Source organism: Caulobacter sp. GW822-FHT07D08, from assembly GCF_058798735.1.
The window spans coordinates 363,956-387,820 of sequence record NZ_JBXAKU010000001.1 but is presented as its reverse complement, the minus strand read 5'-3'; the positions used below and the strand labels follow the sequence as shown (position 1 = coordinate 387,820).

17 protein-coding genes are annotated in these 23,865 nt (G+C 68.6%); 7 read left to right on the top strand and 10 right to left on the bottom strand.

All coding sequences use genetic code 11. The features are described from left to right. Positions 1 to 2: 2 nt before the first annotated feature. The 5 genes from AC1RJ9_RS01715 to AC1RJ9_RS01695 all read right to left on the bottom strand — a co-directional run bounded on the left by AC1RJ9_RS01715 (position 3) and on the right by AC1RJ9_RS01695 (position 7,864). Positions 3 to 1,115 (bottom strand): PepSY-associated TM helix domain-containing protein, encoded by a 1,113-nt coding sequence (locus tag AC1RJ9_RS01715; RefSeq protein ID WP_492835277.1) that lies wholly within the window; start codon positions 1,113 to 1,115, stop codon positions 3 to 5. Beyond that, positions 1,115 to 3,274: a TonB-dependent receptor gene (locus AC1RJ9_RS01710; protein WP_492835279.1), complete on the bottom strand. Its 2,160-nt coding sequence runs from the start codon at positions 3,272 to 3,274 to the stop codon at positions 1,115 to 1,117. The genes AC1RJ9_RS01715 and AC1RJ9_RS01710 overlap by 1 nt, the downstream gene beginning before the upstream one ends. A gap of 83 nt (positions 3,275 to 3,357) precedes the next feature. Continuing rightward, positions 3,358 to 4,380 (bottom strand): esterase-like activity of phytase family protein, encoded by a 1,023-nt coding sequence (locus AC1RJ9_RS01705; protein ID WP_492835281.1) that lies wholly within the window; start codon positions 4,378 to 4,380, stop codon positions 3,358 to 3,360. Next, entirely contained in the window at positions 4,377 to 5,378 is a 1,002-nt protein-coding gene (locus AC1RJ9_RS01700; RefSeq protein ID WP_492835283.1) for a LacI family DNA-binding transcriptional regulator, read from the bottom strand. The genes AC1RJ9_RS01705 and AC1RJ9_RS01700 overlap by 4 nt, the downstream gene beginning before the upstream one ends. 131 nt (positions 5,379 to 5,509) lie before the next feature. Beyond that, positions 5,510 to 7,864: a TonB-dependent receptor gene (locus AC1RJ9_RS01695; protein WP_492835285.1), complete on the bottom strand. Its 2,355-nt coding sequence runs from the start codon at positions 7,862 to 7,864 to the stop codon at positions 5,510 to 5,512. A 279-nt stretch (positions 7,865 to 8,143) separates the two neighbouring features. Here AC1RJ9_RS01695 and AC1RJ9_RS01690 point away from each other — a divergent pair, with 279 nt between their 5' ends. Continuing rightward, positions 8,144 to 9,430: a NupC/NupG family nucleoside CNT transporter gene (locus tag AC1RJ9_RS01690; RefSeq protein ID WP_492835287.1), complete on the top strand. Its 1,287-nt coding sequence runs from the start codon at positions 8,144 to 8,146 to the stop codon at positions 9,428 to 9,430. Here the strand turns inward: AC1RJ9_RS01690 and AC1RJ9_RS01685 are convergent. Next, positions 9,427 to 9,798 carry a nuclear transport factor 2 family protein gene (locus tag AC1RJ9_RS01685; RefSeq protein ID WP_492835289.1) on the bottom strand — a complete coding sequence of 124 codons (372 nt, stop codon included), beginning with the start codon at positions 9,796 to 9,798 and terminating at the stop codon, positions 9,427 to 9,429. The genes AC1RJ9_RS01690 and AC1RJ9_RS01685 overlap by 4 nt on opposite strands. Before the next feature lie 79 nt (positions 9,799 to 9,877). Here AC1RJ9_RS01685 and AC1RJ9_RS01680 point away from each other — a divergent pair, with 79 nt between their 5' ends. Next, entirely contained in the window at positions 9,878 to 10,342 is a 465-nt protein-coding gene (locus AC1RJ9_RS01680) for a MarR family winged helix-turn-helix transcriptional regulator (protein WP_492835291.1), read from the top strand. On the opposite strand, the gene AC1RJ9_RS01675 is transcribed toward AC1RJ9_RS01680, so the two are convergent. Continuing rightward, a complete protein-coding gene (locus tag AC1RJ9_RS01675; RefSeq protein WP_492835293.1) occupies positions 10,307 to 11,125 on the bottom strand; it encodes a carbohydrate kinase family protein in 819 nt (272 codons plus the stop codon). The genes AC1RJ9_RS01680 and AC1RJ9_RS01675 overlap by 36 nt on opposite strands. A gap of 81 nt (positions 11,126 to 11,206) precedes the next feature. Here AC1RJ9_RS01675 and AC1RJ9_RS01670 point away from each other — a divergent pair, with 81 nt between their 5' ends. Together AC1RJ9_RS01670 and AC1RJ9_RS01665 are read left to right on the top strand one after the other, a co-directional pair. Then, positions 11,207 to 11,860: a phosphoribosylanthranilate isomerase gene (locus AC1RJ9_RS01670; RefSeq protein WP_492835295.1), complete on the top strand. Its 654-nt coding sequence runs from the start codon at positions 11,207 to 11,209 to the stop codon at positions 11,858 to 11,860. Continuing rightward, positions 11,857 to 12,777 carry a nucleoside hydrolase gene (locus AC1RJ9_RS01665; RefSeq protein ID WP_492835297.1) on the top strand — a complete coding sequence of 307 codons (921 nt, stop codon included), beginning with the start codon at positions 11,857 to 11,859 and terminating at the stop codon, positions 12,775 to 12,777. The genes AC1RJ9_RS01670 and AC1RJ9_RS01665 overlap by 4 nt, the downstream gene beginning before the upstream one ends. A gap of 113 nt (positions 12,778 to 12,890) precedes the next feature. Here the strand turns inward: AC1RJ9_RS01665 and AC1RJ9_RS01660 are convergent, their stop codons facing one another. Further along, on the bottom strand, positions 12,891 to 15,950 hold the full coding sequence (locus tag AC1RJ9_RS01660; RefSeq protein WP_492835299.1) for a TonB-dependent receptor domain-containing protein: 3,060 nt from the start codon (positions 15,948 to 15,950) through the stop codon (positions 12,891 to 12,893). Positions 15,951 to 16,107: 157 nt separating this feature from the next. On the opposite strand from AC1RJ9_RS01660, the gene AC1RJ9_RS01655 reads away from it, so the two are divergent. Next, on the top strand, positions 16,108 to 17,514 hold the full coding sequence (locus tag AC1RJ9_RS01655; protein WP_492835301.1) for a glycoside hydrolase family 28 protein: 1,407 nt from the start codon (positions 16,108 to 16,110) through the stop codon (positions 17,512 to 17,514). On the opposite strand, the gene AC1RJ9_RS01650 is transcribed toward AC1RJ9_RS01655, so the two are convergent. Together AC1RJ9_RS01650 and AC1RJ9_RS01645 are read right to left on the bottom strand one after the other, a co-directional pair. Beyond that, the gene (locus tag AC1RJ9_RS01650) at positions 17,495 to 19,129 is read right to left on the bottom strand and encodes a glycoside hydrolase family 43 protein (RefSeq protein WP_492835303.1); all 1,635 of its coding nucleotides are present in this window, start codon (positions 19,127 to 19,129) and stop codon (positions 17,495 to 17,497) included. The two genes, AC1RJ9_RS01655 and AC1RJ9_RS01650, sit on opposite strands and share 20 nt — an antisense overlap. Positions 19,130 to 19,142: 13 nt before the next feature. After that, positions 19,143 to 20,726 (bottom strand): rhamnogalacturonidase, encoded by a 1,584-nt coding sequence (locus tag AC1RJ9_RS01645; protein WP_492835305.1) that lies wholly within the window; start codon positions 20,724 to 20,726, stop codon positions 19,143 to 19,145. Positions 20,727 to 20,910: 184 nt separating this feature from the next. On the opposite strand from AC1RJ9_RS01645, the gene AC1RJ9_RS01640 reads away from it, so the two are divergent. Both AC1RJ9_RS01640 and AC1RJ9_RS01635 read left to right on the top strand, forming a co-directional pair. Continuing rightward, the gene (locus AC1RJ9_RS01640) at positions 20,911 to 21,948 is read left to right on the top strand and encodes a LacI family DNA-binding transcriptional regulator (protein ID WP_492835307.1); all 1,038 of its coding nucleotides are present in this window, start codon (positions 20,911 to 20,913) and stop codon (positions 21,946 to 21,948) included. A 193-nt stretch (positions 21,949 to 22,141) separates the two neighbouring features. Further along, positions 22,142 to 23,830 carry a class I adenylate-forming enzyme family protein gene (locus AC1RJ9_RS01635; RefSeq protein ID WP_492835309.1) on the top strand — a complete coding sequence of 563 codons (1,689 nt, stop codon included), beginning with the start codon at positions 22,142 to 22,144 and terminating at the stop codon, positions 23,828 to 23,830. Positions 23,831 to 23,865: the final 35 nt, after the last annotated feature.

Genomic DNA, 23,865 nt, shown 5'->3' with positions numbered 1-23,865 from the left:
GGTCACGCCACCTTGGCTTCGGCCCGCGACGCGAGTTTCTTCGGGCGCCGGCGTTTGGGGGCGCCGGCCGGGTTGCCCCAGAAGGTCACCACCGCCAGCGACCCCAGCAGCGCCAGGGTCAGGCCCGAGACGGTCATCACCAGGCGATAGGCCAGTCCACCCACCTTGGCCGCGTGCAGCGGGAAGTCGGCGTTGGCGATGCGCGAGCCGAACGGCAGAGCCTGGGCGTCGCGGCTGGCGACCATCGCGCCGTTGGCCGGATCGAACCAGGCCATAGAGCGGCCGTTCGGCAGCCACTCGGCCTGCTGGCGCAGGCGGATGGCGATCAGCCCGCCCTTCTTCTGGGGCAAGGCGATGGTCCGCACCTCCGCGCCGGGGAAGCGGGCCTGGGCGGCGCCGATGACCTTGGCCCAGTCGAGGTCCTTGGCCAGCTCGCCGCCCTTGATCTTAGGCGCGGCCGAGGCCTTCTCCATCACCGCCGGCGGCGTGAACGGCGCGCGCAGGGCGTTGGAGAACCACTTCAGGTTCATCGCCGCGCCCGTCGTCAGCGACAGGATCAGAAGCGGAGCGATCAGGGCTCCAAGGTCGCGGTGATGATGGACGATCGCCGCCCGCTTCATCATCCGCGGCCACGGGCGGACATGGAACATCCGCCGTGTCGGCCACCACAGAATCAGGCCGGTGACCACGAAGCCCAGACCCGCCAGCCCGGCGATCCCACCCACGATCTCGCCCGTGTCGCCGTTGAACAGGTGGTGGTGAAAGTCGAAGATCCACACCTCCGGTCGGGCCCAGTTGGAGGTCCAGGCCTGGACGATGTCGCCGTCCTGGTCGGCGTAGGCGGCCTTCTCCTCGGTCTTGTAGGCCAGCTTGTGCAGGCCCATCCGCTGGGTCGCCAGCACGATCGAGCGTGGGCGGTCCTCGGCGGCGAAGACCTTGGTCGTCATCGCCGCCAGGGTCGCCGCGTCCTGCCGCTGGGCGTCGGCGGCGTGGGGCGTGGTGGCGCGCAGGAAGGCGTCCTCGTGCACCAGCAACGCCCCGGTGAAGCCCAGAAGCGCCAGCAGGAGGCCGATCAGCCCGCCCGTCCAGCGGTGCAGCAGGCGCAGGGTCTTCATCAGAAGCGCGTTTCCCAGCCCAGCGTCGCGGTGCGGCCACGGCCGGCGTAGAACTTGTCCTTGGCCGGCAAGGTCGTGTCCGAATTGTACGAGATGTACTGCTTGTTGAAGAGGTTCTGGACGCCCAGCGACACGGCCCCCACCGGCAGCCGGTAGCGCACGAAGGCGTCGGCGACCGTGTAGCCGTCGAAGTCGTCCTTCACCAGGGAGCTCTGCATATCGCGCTTGATGTACTTCTGGACCTGCAGGCGCAGGGCCCAGTCGCCCGTCTGATAGTCAGCCGCGACATTCAGGCGATCGGGCGAGATGTTGGCGCCATCCAGGTCGGTGTCGACCTTGCCGTCGGCATTGGTGTCGGTCTCGCCGCGCAGGCGGGCATAGCCGGTCGAGAGATCGAGGCCCTCGATCGGGGTGCGGGCCTTCACATTGACCTCCAGTCCCTCGATGGCCACGCCCTGGCGCTGGACGTCGAAGACGCCGCCGGCGTTCTTGACCAGCAGTTGGCCCAGCTTCGACCTGGACCAGAAATAGGCGACGCTGGCGTCGAAAGGCCCGCGCTTCAGCTCGGCCCCGACCTCGCGGTTGTTGGACACGATCGGCTCGATCGACAGGTAGGTGTCGACGTCGACATTGGCGACATTGATGCCGCGCAGGATGCGGCCGACGTCCGGCACGGTGTAGCCCTCGGCATAGCTGCCATAGAGGCGCACGCCTTTCACGGGTTCGAACACCGCGCCGCCGTTCAGCAGGGTGGCGCTGAAGTCCGGATCGCCGCCGCCGACCTTGCGCGAACCGTAGAAGGCCAGGGTGGTGAAGTCATCGACCTTCAGCTTGACGTTCTCGAAGCGCACCCCGCCGGCCAGGCGCAGCTTGCCGTCGAGCAGCGCGTAGTTGCCCTGAATGAACGGCGCCAGGCTCTGGAATTTGGTCGGCGGCACCCAGGCGCGGCCGGTGGCGATCAGCAGTTGCTCGGTGCGGTCGGTCAGGGCGTCGAGGCCGGCGGTGGCGGTCAGGCCCTCGATTCCCGGCACGGCGCGCTCGTAGCTGATCCGCGCGCCCAGCTTGCGCGAGCGGTTCGACGACTGGTCGAACAGGGTGTTGTTCGGGGCGATGCTGACGTCCTGGAACGTGGCGTTCTTGTCGCCGCCGAAGGTGTCGCGCGAGCGGTTGAAGAACAGCTGGGCGTTCAGCACGCCACCGTAGAGGTCGTCATTGACCAGCGCGGCCGAGAGGGTCTCGACGCGGTTGGCCGCCGGCTTGCCCGCTTGTGCGCCGCGGTAGGCCGTGGTCGGCAGGCGAGTGAGACGATTGCCATCGGTCGGCGCCACCGCCGCGCCGGTGACCGTCACGTAGTCGCCGTCCCCCTTCAGCTCGAAGCGGTTGCCGACGATGTCCAGGCGCGTGCTGGGCGAGATCCGCCAGCCCAGGCGGCCGAACAGCGACAGGGTCTTGGAGGCCTGGACGTCGCCTTGCGTGTTGTCCATGCCGATACGGCGACCGTTGGCGTCGTAGAAGGCGCCGCGGGTCTCGTAGGCGACGCCGGCGGTGGCGTCGAACGCCCCTCCGCGCCAGCCGACCAGGCCGGCGACCTTGCCGCCCAGCGTGTCACCCAGGTCATGGCCGGCCGAGGCTTGGACCAGAGCCCGGCCCGAGACGCCATCCTGCTTGGGCGGACCGACGGTGACCTGGTTCACGACGCCGCCCGTGGCGCCGATGCCTTGCAGGGCGTTGGAGCCGTAGATCAGCTCGACACGGTCGATGAAAAACGGGTCGATGGTGTAGCCGTCGCGCGAGCCGTCGCGGATCGGCGTCGACTGCGGGATGCCGTTGATGGCGTACAGCGGCGAGCGGCCGCGCAAGGTCTCCCCCGCCCCCGAAAGCTTCTGGCGAGTCGGCGAGAACGACGGCGACAGGGTCGATACGGCGTCGACGATCGAGCCGCTGATCGCGACCTGCTGGCTCAGCGTCGCCTGGTCGATCACCTCGACGGTCAGCGGCAGGGCGCTGGCTGGCAGGATGGTGCGGGCGGCGGTGATCACCACCTGATCCACGTCGGTGTCGCGCGCCCTGTCCTGGGCGTGAGCCGCCGTCATGGCCAGCAGGCTGAGCGTGGAAAGCAGCGCGCCACGCAGGCCGGCGCGCGAAAGGTGAAGTCGCATGGTCATCCCCGTCGAAGTGACGCGGCTATGACGCAAATGCGAGTGACTTGCAATATTGCCAAGACGAATGATTGCTAATCAGGTCAGGGCGTGACGCCCACGCTGAACATCACGGCCTGGGTCGGCGCGGCGGGGTCGAAATTGTCGTCGGACATCAGCACGAGGGTCCGCCGCCCATTCCGCGATGGCCCCCAGCCCATGGCCTCGAGGTTGCTGGCCGGCACGCCGGCCAGGCGGTCGAAGTTGACCAGCAGATGCTTTGTCAGTGGACGGATCGTATCATCCAGGACCTCGCGGCCAGCCACGTCCCGCGCCCCGCGTATGTCCACGACATAGAGCCGGCAGTGGTAAGCGAAGCGCCCGGCCCCGTCCTCGACGCCGGAACGCTCCAGCACCAGCAAGCGGTGATCGTCCAGCGCCAGGATCTCGCTGATCCCGTTGTCGCCGCGCCGGGCGGGGGCGGCCTGGATCGGGTCGAGGCGGTAGGCGTACTGGGCGGTGACCTTGCCCTGGCGATCCAGGCGAGTGATTCGCGTCAGCCCGCCCGCCGCGACGCTGCTGACCGGGCCATCCTGGACGAGGGGCGCTTCCATCGAGAGCCACAGCCAACGACCATCGGGCGAAAAGCTCAGCCCCTCGAAAGTCAGATTCGGCCGCGCGCCCTGGCTGAAGCGGAACGGCGCCGGGACCATCCCCTTGGCCGCCCCATCCCGATCCATCCGGCGCACCGCGGGATCGAAGCCGCGGGCGGCGTCGCCCTCGGTGGTCCACAGCAGGTCGCCGCTCAGCGGATCGATCCGCAGCGCCTCGGCGTCGACGCGTTCGCCGGTCGGGCTGGCGGTCGATGGGAAGGTCGAGCCGTCCTCGCGGCGCAGCGGAACCTGGCGCGTGACGGTCAGCCCCCTGGCGTCCAGCCGTCCGACGAAGACCCTCGCCGGCGCCTTGTCCGAGCGATCGTCGGAGATCATCAGCCACTCGCCGGTGCGCCGGTCATAGTCGACCCCGGAGATTCCGCCGAACGGCGCGCCGTCGACGGCCAGGCCCTGAGGGACTTCGAAGCTCGCCAGCAGCTTCAGCGCCAGGGCGAGGCCGAGCAGCGCGCTCACGTCAGGACGCGCACGCTGTCGCGCGAGATCAACTCGACATTGAACACCACCCGCCGGCGCGGCTCGCCCCGGGCGCTCATCCGGCGGATCAGGGCCTCGACGGCGGCGGCGGCCATGTCCTCGACGGGCATGTCGATCGTGGTCAGGGCCGGCGTGTGCAACTGAGCCCAGGGGATGTCGTCGAAGCCGACCACCGAGACGTCGTCCGGCACGACCAGGCCCATGCTCCGGATGTGGCGCATGGCCCCGATGGCGATCAGGTCGGCCCCGGTGATCACCGCCGTGGCCGTGCGGCTCTCCAGCGCCTTCGTCACCTCGGGCTCCAGGTCCAGCGAATAGGCGTTGTGGACGTGCCAGACCAGATTGCCCCGCTCGCGCACCGTGCTGATCGCCGCCTCGGCCCGCTGCCGGGCGCTGGAGGCGGCGTGGGGACCGGAGATCACCCCGATGTTCACATGGCCCGCCGCCAGCAGGTGTTCGGCCGCGAGACGCCCGCCGTCGGCGTAGTCGGCCTGGATGACGTCATAGCCCTGCAGGTTGCGGTCGAGCACCACGGTGGGCACGCCTTCGATCAGCTTGCCGACCGGGCCATCGTCGGCGATCGGGAACCAGATCACCCCGTCGACCCCGTGGTCGATCATCAGGTTCACGGCCCGCTCCTCGGCCTCGGCCGAGCCCTCGGTGTCGGTCAGGAAGACGCTGTAGCCGTGGGCGCGCGCGGCCTGGATCACCACCTGGGCCAGGCTGGGGAAGAACGGGTTGGTCAGGTCGGGCAGGATCAGGCCGATCGCGCCGGTCTTGCCGGTCTTCATGGCCTTGGCGCTCTGGTTGGGGCGATAGCCCAGCTCGGCGGCCACTTTCAGGATGTGCTCGCGCGTGGCCTCGCCCACCGAGCCCGCGCCGTTGATCGCGTAGGAAGCGCTGGCCAGCGACACGCCGGCGGCCTTGGCGACCTCTTTCAAGGTGGCGCGGCGCGGTAGGTCTTCGCTCTTGGCCATTCGGGGATTCCGTCGGGAGATAGCCAGGACGTGAAACCTTTCATGGTCAGCGTCAAGGATCGGGGCGGATCTGACGACCCGCCCCTTCCGGAAGCGCCTAACAAGGGGAGAAGACGCTCCCGAACCTGACCCTAGAACCGCGCCTTCACCGAGACGGTGTAGGTGCGCGGCGCGCCGACGAAGTAGCGGTCCAAGGTGCGGCCGTTCGGGTTCGCGGCGCTGTAGCCGAACTCCGGCTGGGTGGCCGTCGAACCGCTGACCGCACCGATATATTCCTCGTCGAACAGGTTATCGACGTTGAACTGGAAGCGCAGGTCCGGAACGCCTTGACGCTTCAGGTCATAGGTCGCCGTCAGCCCGACCAGAGTGTAGGCGTCCAGCATCTCGACGCCCAGTTCCTGGAAGGTGGTCGGGGCGACGATGTGGCCGCCGACCCGCTTGCCGACATAGCGGACATTGGCGTCGAACTTCAGCCCGGCCAGCGGCTTCCAGCCGACCTGGCCGTAGACGCTGTCCTTGGGAATGTCGCGCACCCCGGCCCCGCCGATCACCGCGACGGCGGCCAGGGCGGCGCGCGCGGCGCTGCCGACGGCCGGGTTGTCGTGCTTGGCGTCCTGGTGCGAGTACGAGCCATAGAGGTCGACGACGCCGAAGTCGTAGTAGCCGGTCAGCTCGACGCCCTTGGTCCTGATCCCGGCGATGTTGACCGCCTTGGTCGCGACATTGCCGCGCACCACTTCCTGCGGATCCAGGGTAGCGGTCGGGTCGCGCGGCACGATGCCGACATTGTTCTTCAGATCGACATCGTAGGCCTGGATCGAGAAGGCCATGTTCGGCTTCACATAGCGCAGGCCCAGGTCGACGTTCTCGGTCGAGACCGGGGTCAGGTCCTTGGGATTAATCACCGCCGTGGAGCCCAGGAAGGCGTCTTCCGGGATGCCGGCGAAGTTCTTGGCGTAGCCGCCGAACAGCTCCCAGGCGTCGGCCAGTTTGTACGTGGCGCCGAGCTTCGGATTGAGGTCCGAGTGCTGCGAGAACTTGACGTTGGCCTTGTACTCCAGCGGCGACTTGGCGTCGTACTTGACGTTGTACCAGGTGACGCCCAGATCGACCTTCAGCTTGTCGTCGAACGCCCGAAACTCGTCCTGGGCGTAGAGCATGGTGGTCTCGACCGAGGCGCTGCGCTCGTACTCGACATAGTTCAGCTTGCCGCGATCGTAGGCGATGCTCTGGGCCGAGTTGATGATCGGATAGAAGTTGCGCTTCTCCGTGGAGTCGCCGCCTTCCCACCAGCCGCCGAAGCGCAGGGCGTGGGCGCCGAACCTGGCCTTCAGCTCGCCGGTCACGCCGTAGCGATCGCGGTCGCGGGGCGTCACCCGCATGTCGGCCGGACCGCCGACGACATTGCTGTTGCGGATCGTGGTCAGGGTCGGACGCACCGCCCCGCCATTGGCGTTGTAGCCGGTCACCGCGCGCGGATCGCCGCCGGTCAGAACGCGCTGGCGGTCCTGGTAGCGGAAGGATTCGCCCTTGAGGTTCTGGTAGTAAGGATTGACGTCCAGGCTGATCGCGTCGCTGAGCACGAAATGGCTGTTGGCATAGGCCAGCCAGTCCTTGCGCCAGCCGCCCAGGGCGCCGCCGAAGTCAATGTCCTTGGCCGGTATGCCGGTGATGGCGTCCAGCGCGCGGTCGCTGCGCGGCGCGGCCTCGAACTCGCCCTTGGTGACGATGTTGAAGTCGTTGTCGGTCTGGTCGTTGTACGAGACGCGAGCCTTCAGGAACGAGCCGTTGTCGAAGTCCTTCACGACCTTCAGCTCGTAGTGGTCGCGCTCGCTGCCGCGACTGTTGCGGCCGGCCCAGACGTCGTTCTCCTGGTGGGAGTAGGTGAAGTAGCCCGACAGACCCGGCGCGACCTCGCCGCTATCGATGCGGCCATAGATGCGGCGGAAGTCGAACGAGCCAAGGCCAGCCTCGATCGTGCCGCCGAAGTCCTTGCGCGGGGCGTCGGTGACGAAGTCGATGAAGCCGCCCAGGGCGAAACGCGACGGCGCGCCGATGTCGCCAGCGCTCTGCGAGACGGTGATCCGGCCGATGTTGCTGCTCTCGATGAAGCGCTGCGGCGGCGAGCCGCCATTGAACCGGCTGTCGCCCGTGGGGATGCCGTCCAGCGTCAGGCCGACCTGCTCGTCGGACAGGCCGCGCATATAGATCTCGAACGAGAAGCTGCCGCCGCGGCTGTCGCCGGTCGAGACCTGCACGCCCGGAACCTTGACCAGGGCCTGGGTGATCTCCGCGCCCAGCGGACGCTCCTGGATATCCTCGGCGCCGATAGTGAACGTGGCGCGGGCCAGGCCCGAGCCGAAGCGCTCGGCGGTGACCACCACCTCGTCGACGGTCTCAGGCGCCGGAGCGGTCTGCTGAGCCATGGCGGGCGCGGCCATGACCAGGCACAGCGCGCTCGAAGCCAGCCAGATGGACGTCTTCATGTTCAAAGCCCCTTCAGGCGACCCGCCCTCGGCGGCGTCGATACGATTTAGTGAAACGTTTCATATCCAAGTTCAATGACAATTTCATCACAGGGGCCGGGCATTCGACGCATGCCCAATTTGATCACTCACTTTGCAATTGCTGAGAATTTCCGGGCATAGTTGCAGACTCGGGAGGATAACGCGCCGAAACCGCTCAGTCGCGGATAGTGTCGATCCGACGCTATTTCCTTGAAACGTTTCACTCTATAGAGTCACCTTATCGCCGTCGGAGGGGACATGCCGGACAACGAAACCGCGCGGGCGCTGCTGGGCGTCGTGGCGTTCCTGGGGCTCGGCTGGCTGCTGTCAGAGAACAAGCGCGCCCTGCCCTGGCGGCCGGTGCTGGTGGGCCTGGCCTGCCAGATCTCCCTCGCCCTGTTGCTGACCAAGGTCCCGGCTATCACCGCCGGCTTCGCCGCCGCCACCCACGCGGTCGACGCCCTGCAGGCGGCCTCACGGGCGGGATCCAGCTTCATGTTCGGCTATCTGGGCGGCGGCCGCGCGCCGTTCAGCGTGGCCGACCCTAGCGCCGCCTTCATCTTCGCCTTCCAGGCCCTGCCGGCCATCCTGCTGGTCGGGGCGCTGTCGGCGCTGCTGTGGCACTGGAAGGTGCTGATCGTCATCGTCCGCGCGGCGGCCTGGGCGTTCGGCAAGCTGTTCGGGGTCAGCGGCCCGGTCGGGGTCTCGACCTCGGCCTGCGTCTTTCTCGGCATGGTCGAGGCGCCGCTGCTGGTGAAGCCGTTCTTGCCGCGCCTGACCCGCGCCGAGATCTTCATCATCATGGTCGACGGCCTGTCGGTGATCGGCGGCTCGATGATGATCGTGCTGGGTTCGCTGATCGCGGCCAAGGTGCCCAACGCCTTCAGCCACCTCTTGATCGCCTCGCTGATCAGCACCCCTATGGCCATTGGTATGGCCAGATTGATCATTCCAGGCGAAGCGCCCCCTTTGGGCAAGATTGGCGAGGCGCATGAGCCGATCGTGCTCTCCAGCCCCTATCGCAGCAGCCTCGAAGCCCTGACCTTCGGTACGCTGGACGCGGTGAAGATGGTGCTGAACATCGCCGGCCTGCTGATCGTCTTCGTCGGCCTGATCGCCCTGATCAACATGGGCCTCGCGGCGCTTTCTCCGCTTTTTGGCCCCCACGCCGGAGCCCCCCTGACGCTGGGCGGGATCCTGGGCTGGCTGCTGACCCCGATCGTCTGGCTGACCGGCGCGCCGCTGCCCGACCTGCAAGCCGTCGGGTCGATCCTCGGCACCAAGGTCGCCGCCAACGAGGTAGTGGCCTATAGCGACATGATGGCCCTACCGCCCGGCGCGCTGAGCGACAAGAGCCTGCTGATCCTGACCTACGCCCTGGGCAGCTTCGGCAATGTCGGCAGCGTGGCGATCCTGATCGGCAGCCTGTCCTCCATGGCTCCCGAGAAGGTCGGCGAGGTCGTCGAGCTGGGCTTCAAGGCCCTGGCGGCGGCGTTCCTGACCACCTGCCTGACGGCGACGATCATGGGACTGATCGGCGGCTAGAGGTCCTCGAGGTCGAAGCGGACCACCTGGCCATCGCGCAGGTGGAAGACGTGGCGGATGGTCTTGTCCTTCAGCCCGTGCGTCTGACCGGTCAGGGGCTTGCCCTCCAGGTCATGGACGATCTGCAAGACCTCGGCGACGACCGTGCCGTCCGCGCGGCGGACGAAGGCCACCGGCTCGACGTGCGGACTGACCATGGCCCACTGGCGCGTCCAGTATGCACGCACCGCCTCGCGCCCCTGCTCGTATCCGCCGTCCATGCCGTTGGCCCAGGCCACGTCGTCGGTCAGCTCGACCAGCACACCGTCGATGTCCCGCGCATTGAAGCGCTCATAGAGGCGCTTGAGCATCTCAACATCGTTATCCATCGGACACCTTCCCGCTTGGGCTCGAACAAGTTACATATGCACATATGTATTTGAACACGGCCGGACGCAAGGGCGCGCGATGATGAAGCTGGATGTGCTGTCAACGCCGGGGCACCTGATCAGCCTCGCGGCGCGTGGCTTCACCCGACTGAGCGAGGCGCGCCTGAAGCCGCTGGGGCTCGGCGTCGGCCAGCTCCCGGTTCTGGTGGCGCTGCGCGACGGCGAGGCCGACACCCAGCGCGACCTTGCCCGCTTCGCCAAGACCGAGCAGCCGCCGATGGCCCAGATGCTGGCGCGTATGGAGCGGGACGGCCTAATCAGCCGTACCACCGATCCGACCGATCGCCGTAGCAGCCATATCGCCCTGACCGAGTCGGCGCGGGCCCGGATGCCAGACGCCGTCGACACCCTGTTGCGCGGCAATCAGGAGGCGCTCAACGGCTTCACCAATGAGGAAACCCAGCAGTTGGTCGCCCTGCTCACCCGCCTGATCGCCAACCTGGACGAGCTAGCCGGCGCCGACGGTCGCCCTGCCGGCCAATAGGACGCCCGCCGCCGCGATCCCCGCCCGCGCCGCCGCGCGCGGCGAGCCTCCGGTGATCAGCGCCGCCAGCGCCGCGCCGGCGAAGGTGTCGCCGGCTCCCGTGGCGTCGTCGACGGCCAACGGCGAAACGGGCAGGTCGAAGACTTGGCCCGCCTCGACGCGGACGCCGTCCGCCCCGCGTGTCTCGAACAGGATCTGGTCGGCCGGCGCGGGACCGGTTCGGCCAGCCTCCAGCCAGGCGCGTTCGCCGGCGTTGCAGAACACCACCTCGGCCCGCGCCGTCAGCCGCGCCGCAAGGTCTGGCGGGAAACAGGCCGGGTCGTCCTTGGCGATCCAGGCCAGGCGCGGGCCTTCGATCTCGAGCAGACGCGCGGTGATCGCCGGCGGCGCGGCGGCGACCACCAGCCATTCGGCCTGGGCGGCCAGGCGCAGCTGGCCCTCGGTGAGCGCGGCGGGTCCCGGCCGCAGCAGGCAGCCATAGCTTCCATCGGCGTTGTAGATCAGCAGGCACCGCGTCGATGGCGCGCCCGGCATGACCGCGACACCGTCCGGCGCCCCGCAGGCCGCGCGATAGGCGTCGCCGTCGGCGTCGTCGCCGATCCAGGTCAGGGGCGCGGCCGTCACGGCGGCCTTGTTCAGCGCCGCGCTGGCGTACAGCGCCGCCCCGCCCGCGCGCGGCCAGGCCGCCTCGCGCATCAGCCGCGTGCCCCGGCCGGTGAAGTCGCCCTCGACCCGGACCACGTAGTCGATCGTCGCGAACCCCGCGACCGCCACCCGCACCATCTCGTCCCCTTCGTTTCAGCGGCTTGACTGAAACGTTTCACTAGATAGTTTGCAAGGACATTCTGACCCTCGGATTCCCCCATGCAGCCGCCCAGTTTCATCGCGTTCACCGGCGTAGACCGCCTCGAGTTGCTGCCCGGCCTCAAGGCGCTGTCGGCCCGCTATCCGATCGAATGGGGCGTGCTGGTCGATCCGGCCCAGGAGGACACCGCCCTCTTTCCGCCCGCCGCGATCCGCGACGCCCTGCTGGCCGCGCTCGACCTGCGCTGGGCGGCCCATGTCTGTGGCGAGGCGGCCAAGGCCATCGTGGCGAATCCGTTGAGCGCGCCCCCGCCCTCTGCCGGCGTCCAGCGCGTACAGGTGAATCACAGCTTCAAGGGCAGCACCCCGGCCCAGGTCGCCGCCGCCCGCGACTATGGCCGCCGCCTGGGCGTGCGGACGGTGCTGCAATGCTCGGCCGCCTTCCCGCTGAACCAGACCGGCGTCGACTGGCTGTACGACGTCTCGTTCGGCACGGGCGCGCGGCCCGACCGTTGGCCCGCCCCGCCGCCGGCCGAGGGGCCGTTCTGCGGCTATTCCGGCGGCATAGGTCCCGACACCGTGACCGAGATCCTGGCTCGCATCGCCGCGCCCGAGGGCTCCCTCTACTGGATCGACATGGAGTCCGGCGTGCGCACCGACGGAGCCTTCGATCTGTCCAAATGCGAGGCCGTCTGCCGCGCGGTCTACGGATGACCACCGCGCCGAGGCTGGTGATCCTCGACACCGATCCAGGGGTCGATGACGCCCTGGCCCTGCTCTATCTACGCGCTTGCCCGGACCTGCGCTTGCTGGCGATCACCACCGTGTTTGGCAACGCGGATATCGAGACCACGACCCGCAACGCCTTGTGGCTGCGCCAGCGCCTGGGCCTTGACGCGCCCGTCCACAAGGGCGCGGCAAAGCCCTTGAACCGGCCTCGCGGCCCCTCTCCCATCCATGTCCACGGCGAGAACGGCCTGGGCGACATCGACCTGTCCGGCCCCGTCCCGCCGCCAGCCGATCCTGGCGCGGCGCATCAGAAGATCGTCGACCTCGTCCGCGCCCATCCCGGCCTGGTGACGATCGTCGCCATCGGCCCGCTGACCAACCTGGCCCAGGCCTTGCGCGCCGCGCCCGACATCGCCGGCCTGGTCGCCGAAGTCGTGATCATGGGCGGCTCCTTCGCGCGGGGCAACGTCACCCCGTTCGCCGAGGCCAACATCCACAACGACCCGGAGGCCGCCGCCGAGGTGCTGGCCGCGCCGTGGCCCGTCACCCTGGTTCCGCTGGATGCGACCCTGCCCTGCGTGCTGACCGACGCCGCCGCCCGGGATATGGCCAAGACCACCGAGACGGGCCGCTTCGTCCACGACCTCACGCGAGGCTACGCGGCTGCCTACGCCCGCCACGAAGGCCTGGACGGCTGCGTGCTGCACGACGTCGCGGCCCTGGTCCGCCTGACCGCCCCTGAACTGTTCAACGTCCGTTCGGCGCCGGTCTCGGTGATCCTGGACGGCGAACGCCGGGGCCAGACGGTCTGGTCCGAGCGAGGCCCGAGCCGCCAGGTCTGCCTGGACGCCGACGGCCCGGAGCTGGCGCGGCGCTTCCAGCGGGCGCTGGCCGAGACCTGACGCCCCGCTCGGACACAAAAAAACGGCCGGCGCTCTCTCGCGCCGGCCGCTAGGGGGAGGCAGTTCGAGCTTGGCGACAGGGGTAAGGACCCGCCGCCAAGCCTTAAGTCCGACTAGAACCGCGCGGTCACGCTGGCGTAGACCACCCGGCCCTCGACGTCATAGGTCGCCGAGAACGTGTTGTTGGAGGGGGCCGACGAGCCGACGATCGGCGGGTTCTTGTCGAACAGGTTGCGGACGCCCGCGGTCACCGAGAGGTCCTTGGTCACGTCATAGGCGCCGGTCAGGTCGAAGTAGCTCTGCGCCTTGATCACCGGGGTGGTCAGCGTCGCCTTGTCCGGGAACGCCGCGCCGAGGCGCTTGGGCAGCAGGTAGGTGTCGACCGTCACCTCGCCGATATAGCGATGGCGCAGGCTGAGCGTCGCCGGGCCCGAACGCCAGCTGATGCGCGAAGCGCCCTTCCAGCGCGGGATCGGCTGGCCGCAGGTCGGGCCGAACGAACCGACGCAGTAGTTCTTGGTCGCCGGCAGCGCCTGGACGGGCGTGGCGGTGAACTCGTCGGTGTAGGTCAGGTTCGTGCCGATATCGAACCGGCTGTCGCCGAACGGGCCCCAGGCCAGGTTGAAGCGGTAGTTGGCGTTGATGTCGACGCCCGAGGTCTTCAGCCCGCCGGTGTTGCCGTTGGTGGTGGTGACATAGCCCGGCGCGGCGATCTGGCCGGTCAGGGGATCGCGGGTGATCGCCTTGCAGAACGCGCTGCTGGCGTCCTGGATGGTGTTGTAGCAAAGGCTCAGCGTGTTCGCGATGCCGCCGCCCAGGGGCGCGATGGCGCCGTCCAGGTTGATCTTGAAGTAGTCGATGCTGAGCATCAGGCCGGACAGGAAGCGCGGCTGCAGCACCACGCCGAAGGTCGTGGTGTCCGACTTTTCAGGACCGACATTGGGATTGCCGCCCGAGACCTGGCTGATGAAGGTGTTGGGCTGCACCGCCAGGCTGAAGACCGAGGCGGCCGGCACGCCGGTGGCGACGCAGATGGCGCGCACCGCGGCGGTCTGCTGGGCCGTCGGCTGACGGCTCGAGCAGGGGTCGACCGCCGAGGGGCCGCTGGTGGTGTTGCCGCCGAACAGCTCGCCCACGTTCGGCGCGCGGATGGCGTGCTGGAACTGGCCGCGGAGGGTGACGTCGGAGATCGGCGCGTACTCGCCGCCCACCGAATAGGTCCAGACGCCGCCGACGCCGGCCAGGTCGTAGTCGGAATAGCGGAAGGCGCCGTTGACGCTGGCGCGTTCGCCCAGCGGCGAATCCTTCAGCAGCGGCACGCGGACTTCGCCATAGACTTCCTTCACCGACTCCGAGCCTTGGGTCGGCTGCGCGGCGTTGAAGCCGGAGACGTCGCCGGAGGCCAGGAAGCTGTCGGGCACGAACCGCGCCGAGGCCTTGCGGTATTCGGCGCCGGTGCTGAAGTCGATCGGACCGGCCCAGGTGTCGAACAGCTCGCCGGCCAGGCTGGCGGCCAGGACCTGCTGCGAGGATTCGGTGTAGTTGGTCGACGCCACCGCGATCGAGCTAATGCCCTGCGGCGACAGGTTGGCGCCGAAGATGTTGAGCAGCGGCGCGGCGCCGTTGACCGACAGCAGGCCAGCCTGGACCTTGCTCAGCGAGATGGCCCCGCCGGAGGTGCTGGTGTCGGTGGTGCGCGTGTAGGTGTAGTAGGCGTCGTACTTCAGGTTTCTCAGATAGCTGTCGGAGACGCTGCCGAGGTCGCCGCGCAGGCCGATCGCCGACCGGAAGGCCGAGCGGTCGGAGGTATTGGTGCGATTGCCGATCTCCGGGACGCGCCGGTTGATGTTCAGGATCGCCAGGCCATCGCCCGCCGTCGTGGTCAGGGACGACGTGCCGTTGGTCGCCCGAACCGTGCCGACTTCAAGCTGGTCGAGCTGACGCAGAACATCCTGAAGCTGCGGCGTCAGATAGGGATTGTTGACGTTCAGCAGGAAATTGCCGCCGAAGCCGCTGGGCGCCAACTGCATCGAGACGCGGTTGTTGCTGTAGTTGGCCTCGGCGTAGCCGGTCACGTGCGCGTTGAACTCATAGTGGCCGGACATGTTGGCCAGCCAGCGACGCTGCGGGATGACGATGTAGTTGGCCGGGGCCAGATCGTAGTCATCGCCCGGCGTGGTCGCCGGTCGGGCCACCTTGCCGGCGTTGTCGAAGGTGAAGCCCCGCGAACCCAAGCCGCTCAAGCCAGCGGCCGCCAGGGCGGCGGTCAGCGAAGAGCTCGAAGGCGAGCCGACCGTGACGAAGCGACCATTCGGAATGGTGCCGCTGCCGCCGAAGATCAGGCCCGGACGCCCGCCAGCCGTCAGACAGGTCTGACCGGACGGAACGGCCATGGGCGTTCCCGGCCGCGTGTCGCTGTAGCTGGCGGCGGTGACGCAGCCGTCGGCCATGGTGGGCATGGCCCAGCCGCCGCGGTCTTCGCGCGAGTAGCCCCCACGATCCAGGTAGTTCAGCGCCACGACGACATTGCCGCGATCGTCGGCGAAGTTCGTGCCGAAGGTCAGATCGGCCGTGTAGGTCTTGGTCTTGGTGTGGGTGTCCTGGCGGGCCTCGGCGGTCAGCTCCACGCCCTGGAAGTCGTCCTTCATGATGAAGTTGACGACGCCGGTGATGGCGTCCGAACCGTAGACGGCCGAGGAGCCGCCGGTGACCGTCTCGACGCGCTTGATCAGCGCGGCCGGGATCGTGTTGATGTCGGTGGTCTGGTCAGGCCCGGTGATCGTGAAACGGCGGCCGTTGACCAGCACCAGGTTCCGCTGCGCGCCGAAACCGCGAAGGTTCAGCGTCGCCGTGCCGCCCGGCACGGTGTTGGCCGTCGGGCCATTGTTCTGCGAGCCCAGGAACTGGGGCGTGTCGTTCAGCAGCGTCTCGACGTTCTGCGTGCCCGACAGGCCGATCTCCTCGGAGCCGATCACCGTGACCGGGGTCGGGGCCTTGAACCCGCGCGCCGACAGGCGAGAGCCCGTGACGACCACTTCGGTGACGGTCTGGTCTTCGGCCGGAGCCGGCGCCTGAGTCTGCGCGATTGCCAGCGCTGGCACAAAAAGGGCGGCGGCCAGCGCCAGCGCGGTTTCGCAGCCCATGAATAGACGTTGTTTGTGGTTGGCGCTCATCGTCCCCTCCCGAAGGTACCGCTATCATCTGCGGCCGTTTCGAAGACGCTTAAAGCGGAATTCCGATATGTGCAATAGCTGTCCACAAAATGATACGACTGCGATAGTCGAGGCGGCGAGGCGCTGAAGCGTCCGCATGGTGGCTTAGGAGGCGGTTTTGACGGTTCTGGATCTATCCCGACGCGCTGTGCTGATGGCGGCCCTGGCCGCGCCCGGCCTCGCCGAGGCGGCCGACGACTGGTCCAAGGCCCGCGCCATCCAGCGATCCGTCCACTTACCGGTATTCCCCTCGCGAGTCAGGAACATCGTGGCGGCCGGCGCGATCGAGGACGATGTCGAGGCGACCAGCACGGCGATCGCCAAGGCCATCGCGGCCTGTGCGGCGGCCGGCGGCGGACGCGTGCTCGTGCCGGCGGGGCGCTGGCCGACCGGCGCCGTCCGCCTGCGCAGCCGCGTCGAGCTGCATCTCGCCAAGGGCGCGACCCTGGTCTTCAGCACCGACCCAGCCCGCTATCCGATCGTCGCCACGCGCTGGGAGGGGGTAGAGCTGATGAACTATTCGCCGCTGGTCTTCGCCGACGGCGAGCACGACGTGGCGATCACCGGGCGCGGCGTGCTGGACGGCCAGGGGCCGGCCTGGTGGTCGTGGAGCAGCGGCCCGCAGTTCGGCTGGCGCGCAGGCATGCCCAACCAGCGCAAGGCCCGCGAAGCCCTCTTCGACATGGCCGAGCGCGGCGTGCCGGTGGCCGAGCGCGTCTTCGGCGAGGGCTCGTACCTGCGGCCGATGATGGTGCAGTTCCAGAACTGCGCGAACGTCCTGGTCGAGGGCGTGACCCTGCGCGATGCGCCGTGCTGGACGCTACATCCGGTGCTTTGCCGCAACGTGACCGTCCGCGACGTCACGGTGATCGGCCACGGCCCCAACACCGACGGCTGCGACCCGGAGTCCGTCGACGGCATGGTGATCGAGCGCAGCACCTTCGACTGCGGCGACGACTGCATCGCCATCAAGTCGGGCCGCAATGCCGACGGCCGTCGCCTGGCCAAGCCGACCCGAAACATCCTGATCCAGGACTGCGTGATGAAGGATGGTCACGGCGGGGTGGTGATCGGCAGCGAGGTGTCCGGCGGGGTCGAGAACGTCTTCATCCAGCGCTGCCACATGGACAGCGAGGGCCTGTGGTACGCCCTGCGCTTCAAGAACAACGCCATGCGCGGCGGGGTCATCCAGGACATCTACGCCCGCGACATCACCGTCGGCCGCGTGGCCCGGGCGGCGATCATCTGCGATTTCAACTACGAAGAAGGCGCGCGCGGTGGCTTCACGCCGGTGCTGCGCAAGGTCCGGATCGAGCGGATGCGGGCCAGCGCCGCCGCCCAGGTGCTCGATCTACAAGGCCTGCCCGGCGCGCCGCTGGGCGACATCGTGCTCAGCGACTGCCGCTTCGACGGAGTGACCAAGGCCAGCGTGGTGACGCACACCCACGGGCTGAGACTAGAACGCGTCACGGTCAATGGCCGGCGCGTCCCCTCCCCCGCCCTGCTCAGCGCGCAACCGACCTGACGTCGACCCAGTCGAAGTCGGCCACGCCCGGCTCTACCTGGGCCGGATCGCCATAGCTGAACAGCGCCGGCCGCGCGCCCTTCCACCAGCTGAAGCGCGGCAGGATCCCGCCGCCCATGTTGACGAAGGTGCGGCCGCCGTCGCGGCTATAGCTGTAGTTCGCGGCCTGGTCCGCCACGGCCACCCGCAGGTCGACCACGCCGGCCGGCAGCGCCGGACCCAGGGTGTCGACGCCCCGCAGCGAGAAGACGACGCGGTTCTGGCCGTCCTTGTGGATCACGCCGATGGCGCCGATCCCCGCGCCGAACATGGCCAGGCCCGCCCGCTGTCCCTCGACCAGCCCCTTGGCGTCGAGGCGCGCGGTGATGATCGCCGAACGGCTCTGCAGTGACTGGGTCAGGGTGTTGCGGGCGCTGACCAGATTGACCGCCGGCCCGCCCGTCAGGCGCAGGAAGCCGGGCCGCGCCGTCAGGCTCCAGCGTTGGTCGTCGGGATTGTGGTTCCACTCCCACTGCGGTCCCAGCCTGGCGGTCGAGAAGCCGTCGGAGGTCTGGGGCGAGACGGCCGGGAAGCGTCCGCCGACATCGGGCATGGCGTGCTGGGCGACCGGCTGGCCGCCGTGCGCGTCCGGCCCCGCGCCGGGAATGGGCTCGCCGATGAACGGCCAATCGTCCTTCCAGACCAGCGGCTGCAGGTGGACGATGCGGCCATAGGCGCCGGCGCTGTTGAAGTGGATGAACCAGCCCTGGCCGGAGGGGGTCTCTACCCAGCCGCCCTGGTGCGGTCCCTTCAGGTCGCTCTTGCCCGGGGCCAGCACTTCGCGGTGCTCGTACGGCCCCCAGATGGACCTGGACCGCATCGCCGCCTGCGGCCCGGTATCGACCCCGCCGATCGGCGCGAAGATGTAGTACCAGCCATTGCGCTTGTAGAGCTTTGGCCCCTCCAGCACCGGCAGGGCCTTGGCGTCCTCGACGATGACCTTGCCCTCGTCGAGCACCGACTGGCCGTCCGGGGCCATGCGATGCAGCACCAGCGGCCCCGCGCCGACCTTGCCGTGGGCGAGATAGGCCTGACCGTCGTCGTCCCAGAAGGGGCACGGATCCTCAAGGCCCGGCCCAGCCACCACCGCCACGGGAGCGGTCCACGGTCCGTCGACCTTGGTCGCGGTCGACATGAAGATCCCCTCATAGGGGGTGGCGAAATAGACGTAGAACTTGCCGTCGTGATGCCGGATCGACGGCGCCCAGACCCCGCCGGCATAGCGCTGGCCAGAGGTGCGCAGGTCGCGCGGCATCCGCGCGCCGGCGTCGTTGGTCGGGACGGGTCCCGGCAGGTCGTATTCCGGCGCGAACGGCAGCTTGGGCAGGACGTGGCCGGCGATCGTCCAGTGGACCAGGTCCTTGGAGGTCAGGATCGGCACGCCCGGCGAGAAGTGAAAGCTGGACGCCACCAGGTAGTAGGTGTCGCCCACCCGGATAACGTCGGGGTCCGAATAGTCGGCCGGCAGGATCGGGTTGCGATAGACGGCAGCCCCCTGCGGCTTCGGCGCCGCGAGCGCCGGCCCGGCCAGGACCAGAGCCGTCGCGGCGAGTAGTCCCAGCCGTTTCACACGCATCACAGGCATCCCGCTAGAACGATTGGGTGGTGGTCTCGTCGATCCGGCGATCGGGCAGCCAGCGACTGCCGAACGACCGGAAGCCGGTCACCTGGTCGAGCAGGAAGCTTGGCCCCTTGGGCAGGCGCAGCCGGAAGAGGTCGATGTCCTCGACATCGTTCAGCCAGAAGGCCGGACGCGCGTCCGCCGCCTCGGTGACGATCTCGACATTGCTCATCTCGATATTGCGGGCGTGGCGGATGAAGAAGCCGCTGGCCGGCAGGTCGCCGAACATGTCCGGGTCGGGATAGGCCTTGTCGGCCTCGGGCGGACGCCGCTTGGCCAGCTCTGCCGAACCGCCGCCTTGCGAGTGGAAGTAGACATCGCTGATCTTGACGTCCTCGACCGGGTGACCGGCCACGCCGGCGATGATCGACGGCTGCGGCGTCGCGCCATGGCTGACGATGTTCTGGATGGTGATCCGCCGCAGCTTGCCGACCGGAACGCCGGCCGGGCCGCGCATCCGGCTGCCCAGGCGCAGGAACAGCGGCGGGAAGCCCAGGCCGCGCATGGTGATGTTGCTGATGGCGATGTCTTCGGTCAGCGCCCCGTCCATCGTCTCCAGCGCGATGCCGTAGCAGTGGTCGAACACGCAATTGGTGATGGTGACGTTCTTGAAGCCGCCGTTCGACTCCGTGCCCAGCTTGATGCGGCCATAGCCGTGGAAGCCCGGCGGCATCTTCTTCCAGGTCCCGTCGATCACCGAGCCCATCTCGTAATTGCCGGTCAGGAGGCAGTCGGAGATCGTCAGGTTCTCGGTGGGACGGGCATAGCCCAGGGCGAACGAGCTCTTGGGGCAGATGCCGTCGTCCCACGGCGAGTTGATCGTGCAGTTGGTGACGCGGACATTGCGGCAGCAGTCGATGTCCAGGCCGTCGCGGTTGGTGTCGACGATCAGATTGTCGATCGTCATATTGTCGACGCCGGTGGCCAGCAGCGCGAACCACCCGCCCTGCAGGATCTTGAAGTCGCGCAGCAGCACATTGCGGCAGTTCTTCAGGGCGATGGCCTTGTCGCCGACGCCGGGGCCGGAGATGTCCGGCGGATCGTCGGGGAAACGGTGGCCGCGAGTCAGGCCCTTGCCCCAGATCAGGCCCGTCCCGACGATGGACACGTCGTGCAGGCCCTCGCCGAAGATCAGACTGTTGTTCCAGTGGCTGTGACCGTAGTCTTGGAAGGCGTTGCCCGCCCCAGGACCAGGATCGTCATAGCCGTTCGGCGCGACGCCATTGGGCGCGGCGGCCAGGATCACGGCGCCCTCGCCCAGGTGCAGGGTGATGTTGCTCTTCAGGCGCAGGGTGTAGCAGGCGTAGGTCCCGGGCGGGAAATGCACCACGCCGCCACCCAGCGACGCCACGTGGTCGATGGCCTTGTTGATGGCCGGCGAATCGATCGTCGCCCCGTCGCCGACGGCGCCGAAGTCGCGGACGCTGAACAGATGCGGCGCGGGCCCTCGCGCGGGGCCAGCCGGCGTCGCGGCGCGGGCGGCATGGGGTGGAACCAGTGCGGCGCCGCCGAGCATGGCCCCCAGCATCAGCCCTCGTCGATCCATCGTCATCACGCCCTCCCACTGCCCGTTCGTCGGGTCTGGCGGGAGACAAGCAAGCCGATCGCGATGGTGTCAACGACATTTTGTTACCGGTAGCATCGACAATGCCAGCGTTGGCGCCTTATCGTGCCAGCGCTGGCCATGGCAGTTCGCGATCCATAATCGCGGCGCCGAAGGGCCGTGGGGGAAACTGATGAGGATCGATCCGGCCGCGAGCATGGCGGTGACCATCGACGACGTCGCCAGGGCGGCGGGCGTCTCGATCCGGACGGTATCGCGGGTGCTCAACGACTCGCCCAAGGTCGGCGACGAGACCCGCCTGGCCGTCCAGGCGATCATCAAGGATCTCGGCTACAGCCCCAGCTCACGGGCCCGCGCCCTGGCCTCGGGCCGCTCGTACCTGATCGCCGTGGTGCAGGACGATCCCAACGCCCACGTGATCGGCGTCCTGCAGCGCGGCATCGTCGAGGTCTGCTCGCAGCACGGCTATGAGCTGGTCGTCCACCCGGTGCGCTTCGGCGACCCGAACGTGGCCCTGGACATCGAGCGGTTCGTCCATCGCTCTCGCGTCGACGGCCTGATCGTCCTGCCGCCCACGTCCGAGATCGCGGCCATTCCCGAACGGCTGTCAGCCCTCGGCGTGCCGGCGGTCGGCATCGCCTCGCTCGAGACGCCGCGCTACCCCAGCATGCTGATCAGCCAGGAGCGCGCGGCCACCGGCGAAATGGCCCGCCACCTTCTTGACCTGGGCCACCGACGTATCGCCATGATCGAAGGCCCGCCGCACTTCCGCTCGGCGCAAGAGCGCAAGGCCGGCTTCCTCGCGGCCCTGACCGCCTCGGGCCTGCCGCTGGAGGTGGAGCTGCGTCCGGGCGACTACGGCTTCGAGAGCGGCCTGGCCGCCGCCGAGTCGCTGCTCGCGCTGGAGCGCCCGCCCACCGCGATCTTCGCCTGCAACGACACCATGGCCGCGGCGGTCGTCAAGACGGCGCGCGAGGCGGGCGTTTCGATGCCCTACCAGCTGTCGGTCGCCGGCTTCGACGACGCGGACCTGGCCTCGATGATCTCGCCCAGCCTGACGACGATCCGCCGTCCGCTGCGTGACATGGCCAAGACCGCGACCGAGCACCTCCTGATGATGATCAATGAGCGTAGAGCGACCATGCCGCCCAAGTCCGTGGGTCTGAGCCTGATCGTTCGACGATCGACCGCGCCTGTCCGCGCCGTTTGAAAGTTCGGCCGATCCGGTCGCTTCCACGACGGCCACGCTCTCCGCCCCTTCGGATCAAAAGGCCCGCGTCGCACCGCGAGGGCCTTGCGTACGTCGTCAGCTCGAGGCAAGTTACTTGCATAACAATACGAACGCGACCTGAGAGGCGGCGACGGCTCCAGGGCTGAAAGACCCGTCGCGTCAGGAGGAAGCCGTGCGTCCAAGCCCCCCCGAGCGTGTCGCGGAATATCGCCGCCTGGGCTGGTGGAGCGGACGCACCATCGACCAGCTGTTCGCCGAAGCCGTCCACGCCCGCCCCGACGCGGTCGCGCTGGTCGACGCCCCCAACCGGATGGCGCTCACGGACTCGGCGCCGCAGAGCCTGACCTTCCGGGAAGCCAACGCCCGCGTCGACACGCTGTGCCATGTGCTGGCCGACCTGGGCGTGGGGCGTGGCGACGTCGTCTCCACCCAGTTGCCCAACATCGTCGAGGGCGTGCTCTGCTTCCTGGCCTGCGCGCGGATCGGCGCGATCCTCAGCCCGCTGGCCATGACCTATCGCGCCCACGAGCTGCGCCAGATCCTGCCCAGCATCGATCCCAAGGTCGTGATCACGCTCGACCGCTTCCACGGCTTCGACCACGGGGCGATGATCGCCGGCTTGCGGGCCGAGGGCGCGACCTCGGCCCAGCTCGTCACCCTGTCGAAGAGCGCGACCCAGGGCGCGCTTAGCCTGACGCACCTCGCCGCCAAGGCGCCCCCAGAGCCCTTCGCTTCGCCTGACGACCTCGATGCGGCCGAGGCCCTGACCATCTGCTGGACCTCTGGCACCGAGGCCATGCCCAAGGGCGTGCCGCGCCACCACGACCACTGGGTGGTGAATGGCGAGGCGCTGGTCGAGGCCGCCGGACTGCGGACGGGCGACGCCATCCTCAACCCCTTCCCGCTGATCAACATCGCCGCGATCGGCGGCATGGTGATGACCTGGCTGCTGTGTCGGGGCCGCCTGGTCCAGCACCATCCCTTCGACCTGCCGCTGTTCCTGCGACAGATGCAGGACGAGAAGATCGCCTACACCGTCGCGCCGCCGGCGGTGCTGACCATGCTGCTGCAGAACGAGGCGCTGCTCGCGAACCTGGACCTCTCCAACCTGCGCTGCATGGGCTCGGGCTCCGCGCCCCTGCCGCCATGGATGGTGCGCCGCTGGCAGGAACAGTACGGCGTGACGATCATGAACGTCTTCGGCTCGAACGAGGGCGCGTCCCTGTTCTCGACGGCGGCCGCCATTCCCGATCCCGAGCAGCGGGCCATGTACTTCCCCCGCTTCGGCGCGCCGGGCGTGGACTGGCCGGCCACCTTCCCGGGCAAGATTCGCACCCGCCTGGTCGACCTGGCCACCGGCGAGGACATCGTCGCCCCCGGCCGCGAGGGCGAACTGCGAATCTCTGGGGCCATGACCTTCGACGGCTATTGGAACGCGCCGGAGGTGACCAAGGCCGCCTTCGACGACCAGGGCTTCTTCCGCACGGGCGACCTGTTCGAGATCGCACCGGACACGGACGATCGCTTCTATCGCTTCGTCGGACGCAGCAAGGAGATCATCATCCGCGGCGGGCTGAATATCTCGCCGGCCGAACTGGACGGGCTGATCGAGAGCCACCCCGCCGTCCGTGAGGCCTGCTGCGCGGCCTATCCCGACGAGCGCCTGGGCGAACGCGTCTGCGCGGTCGTCGCCCTGCGGCCGGACAAGGCGCTGACGCTGGAGGACCTCACCGCGCACCTGAAGTCGCGCGAGCTGGCCACCTTCAAGCTGCCGGAGAAGCTGCGCATCGTCGACGCCCTGCCCCGCAACGCCTTGGGCAAGGTGGTGCGGCGCGATCTCGCGGGCGTGGCGGCTACTTAAGCCCATTGGAGACTTGCATAACCGCACCTGTTCCG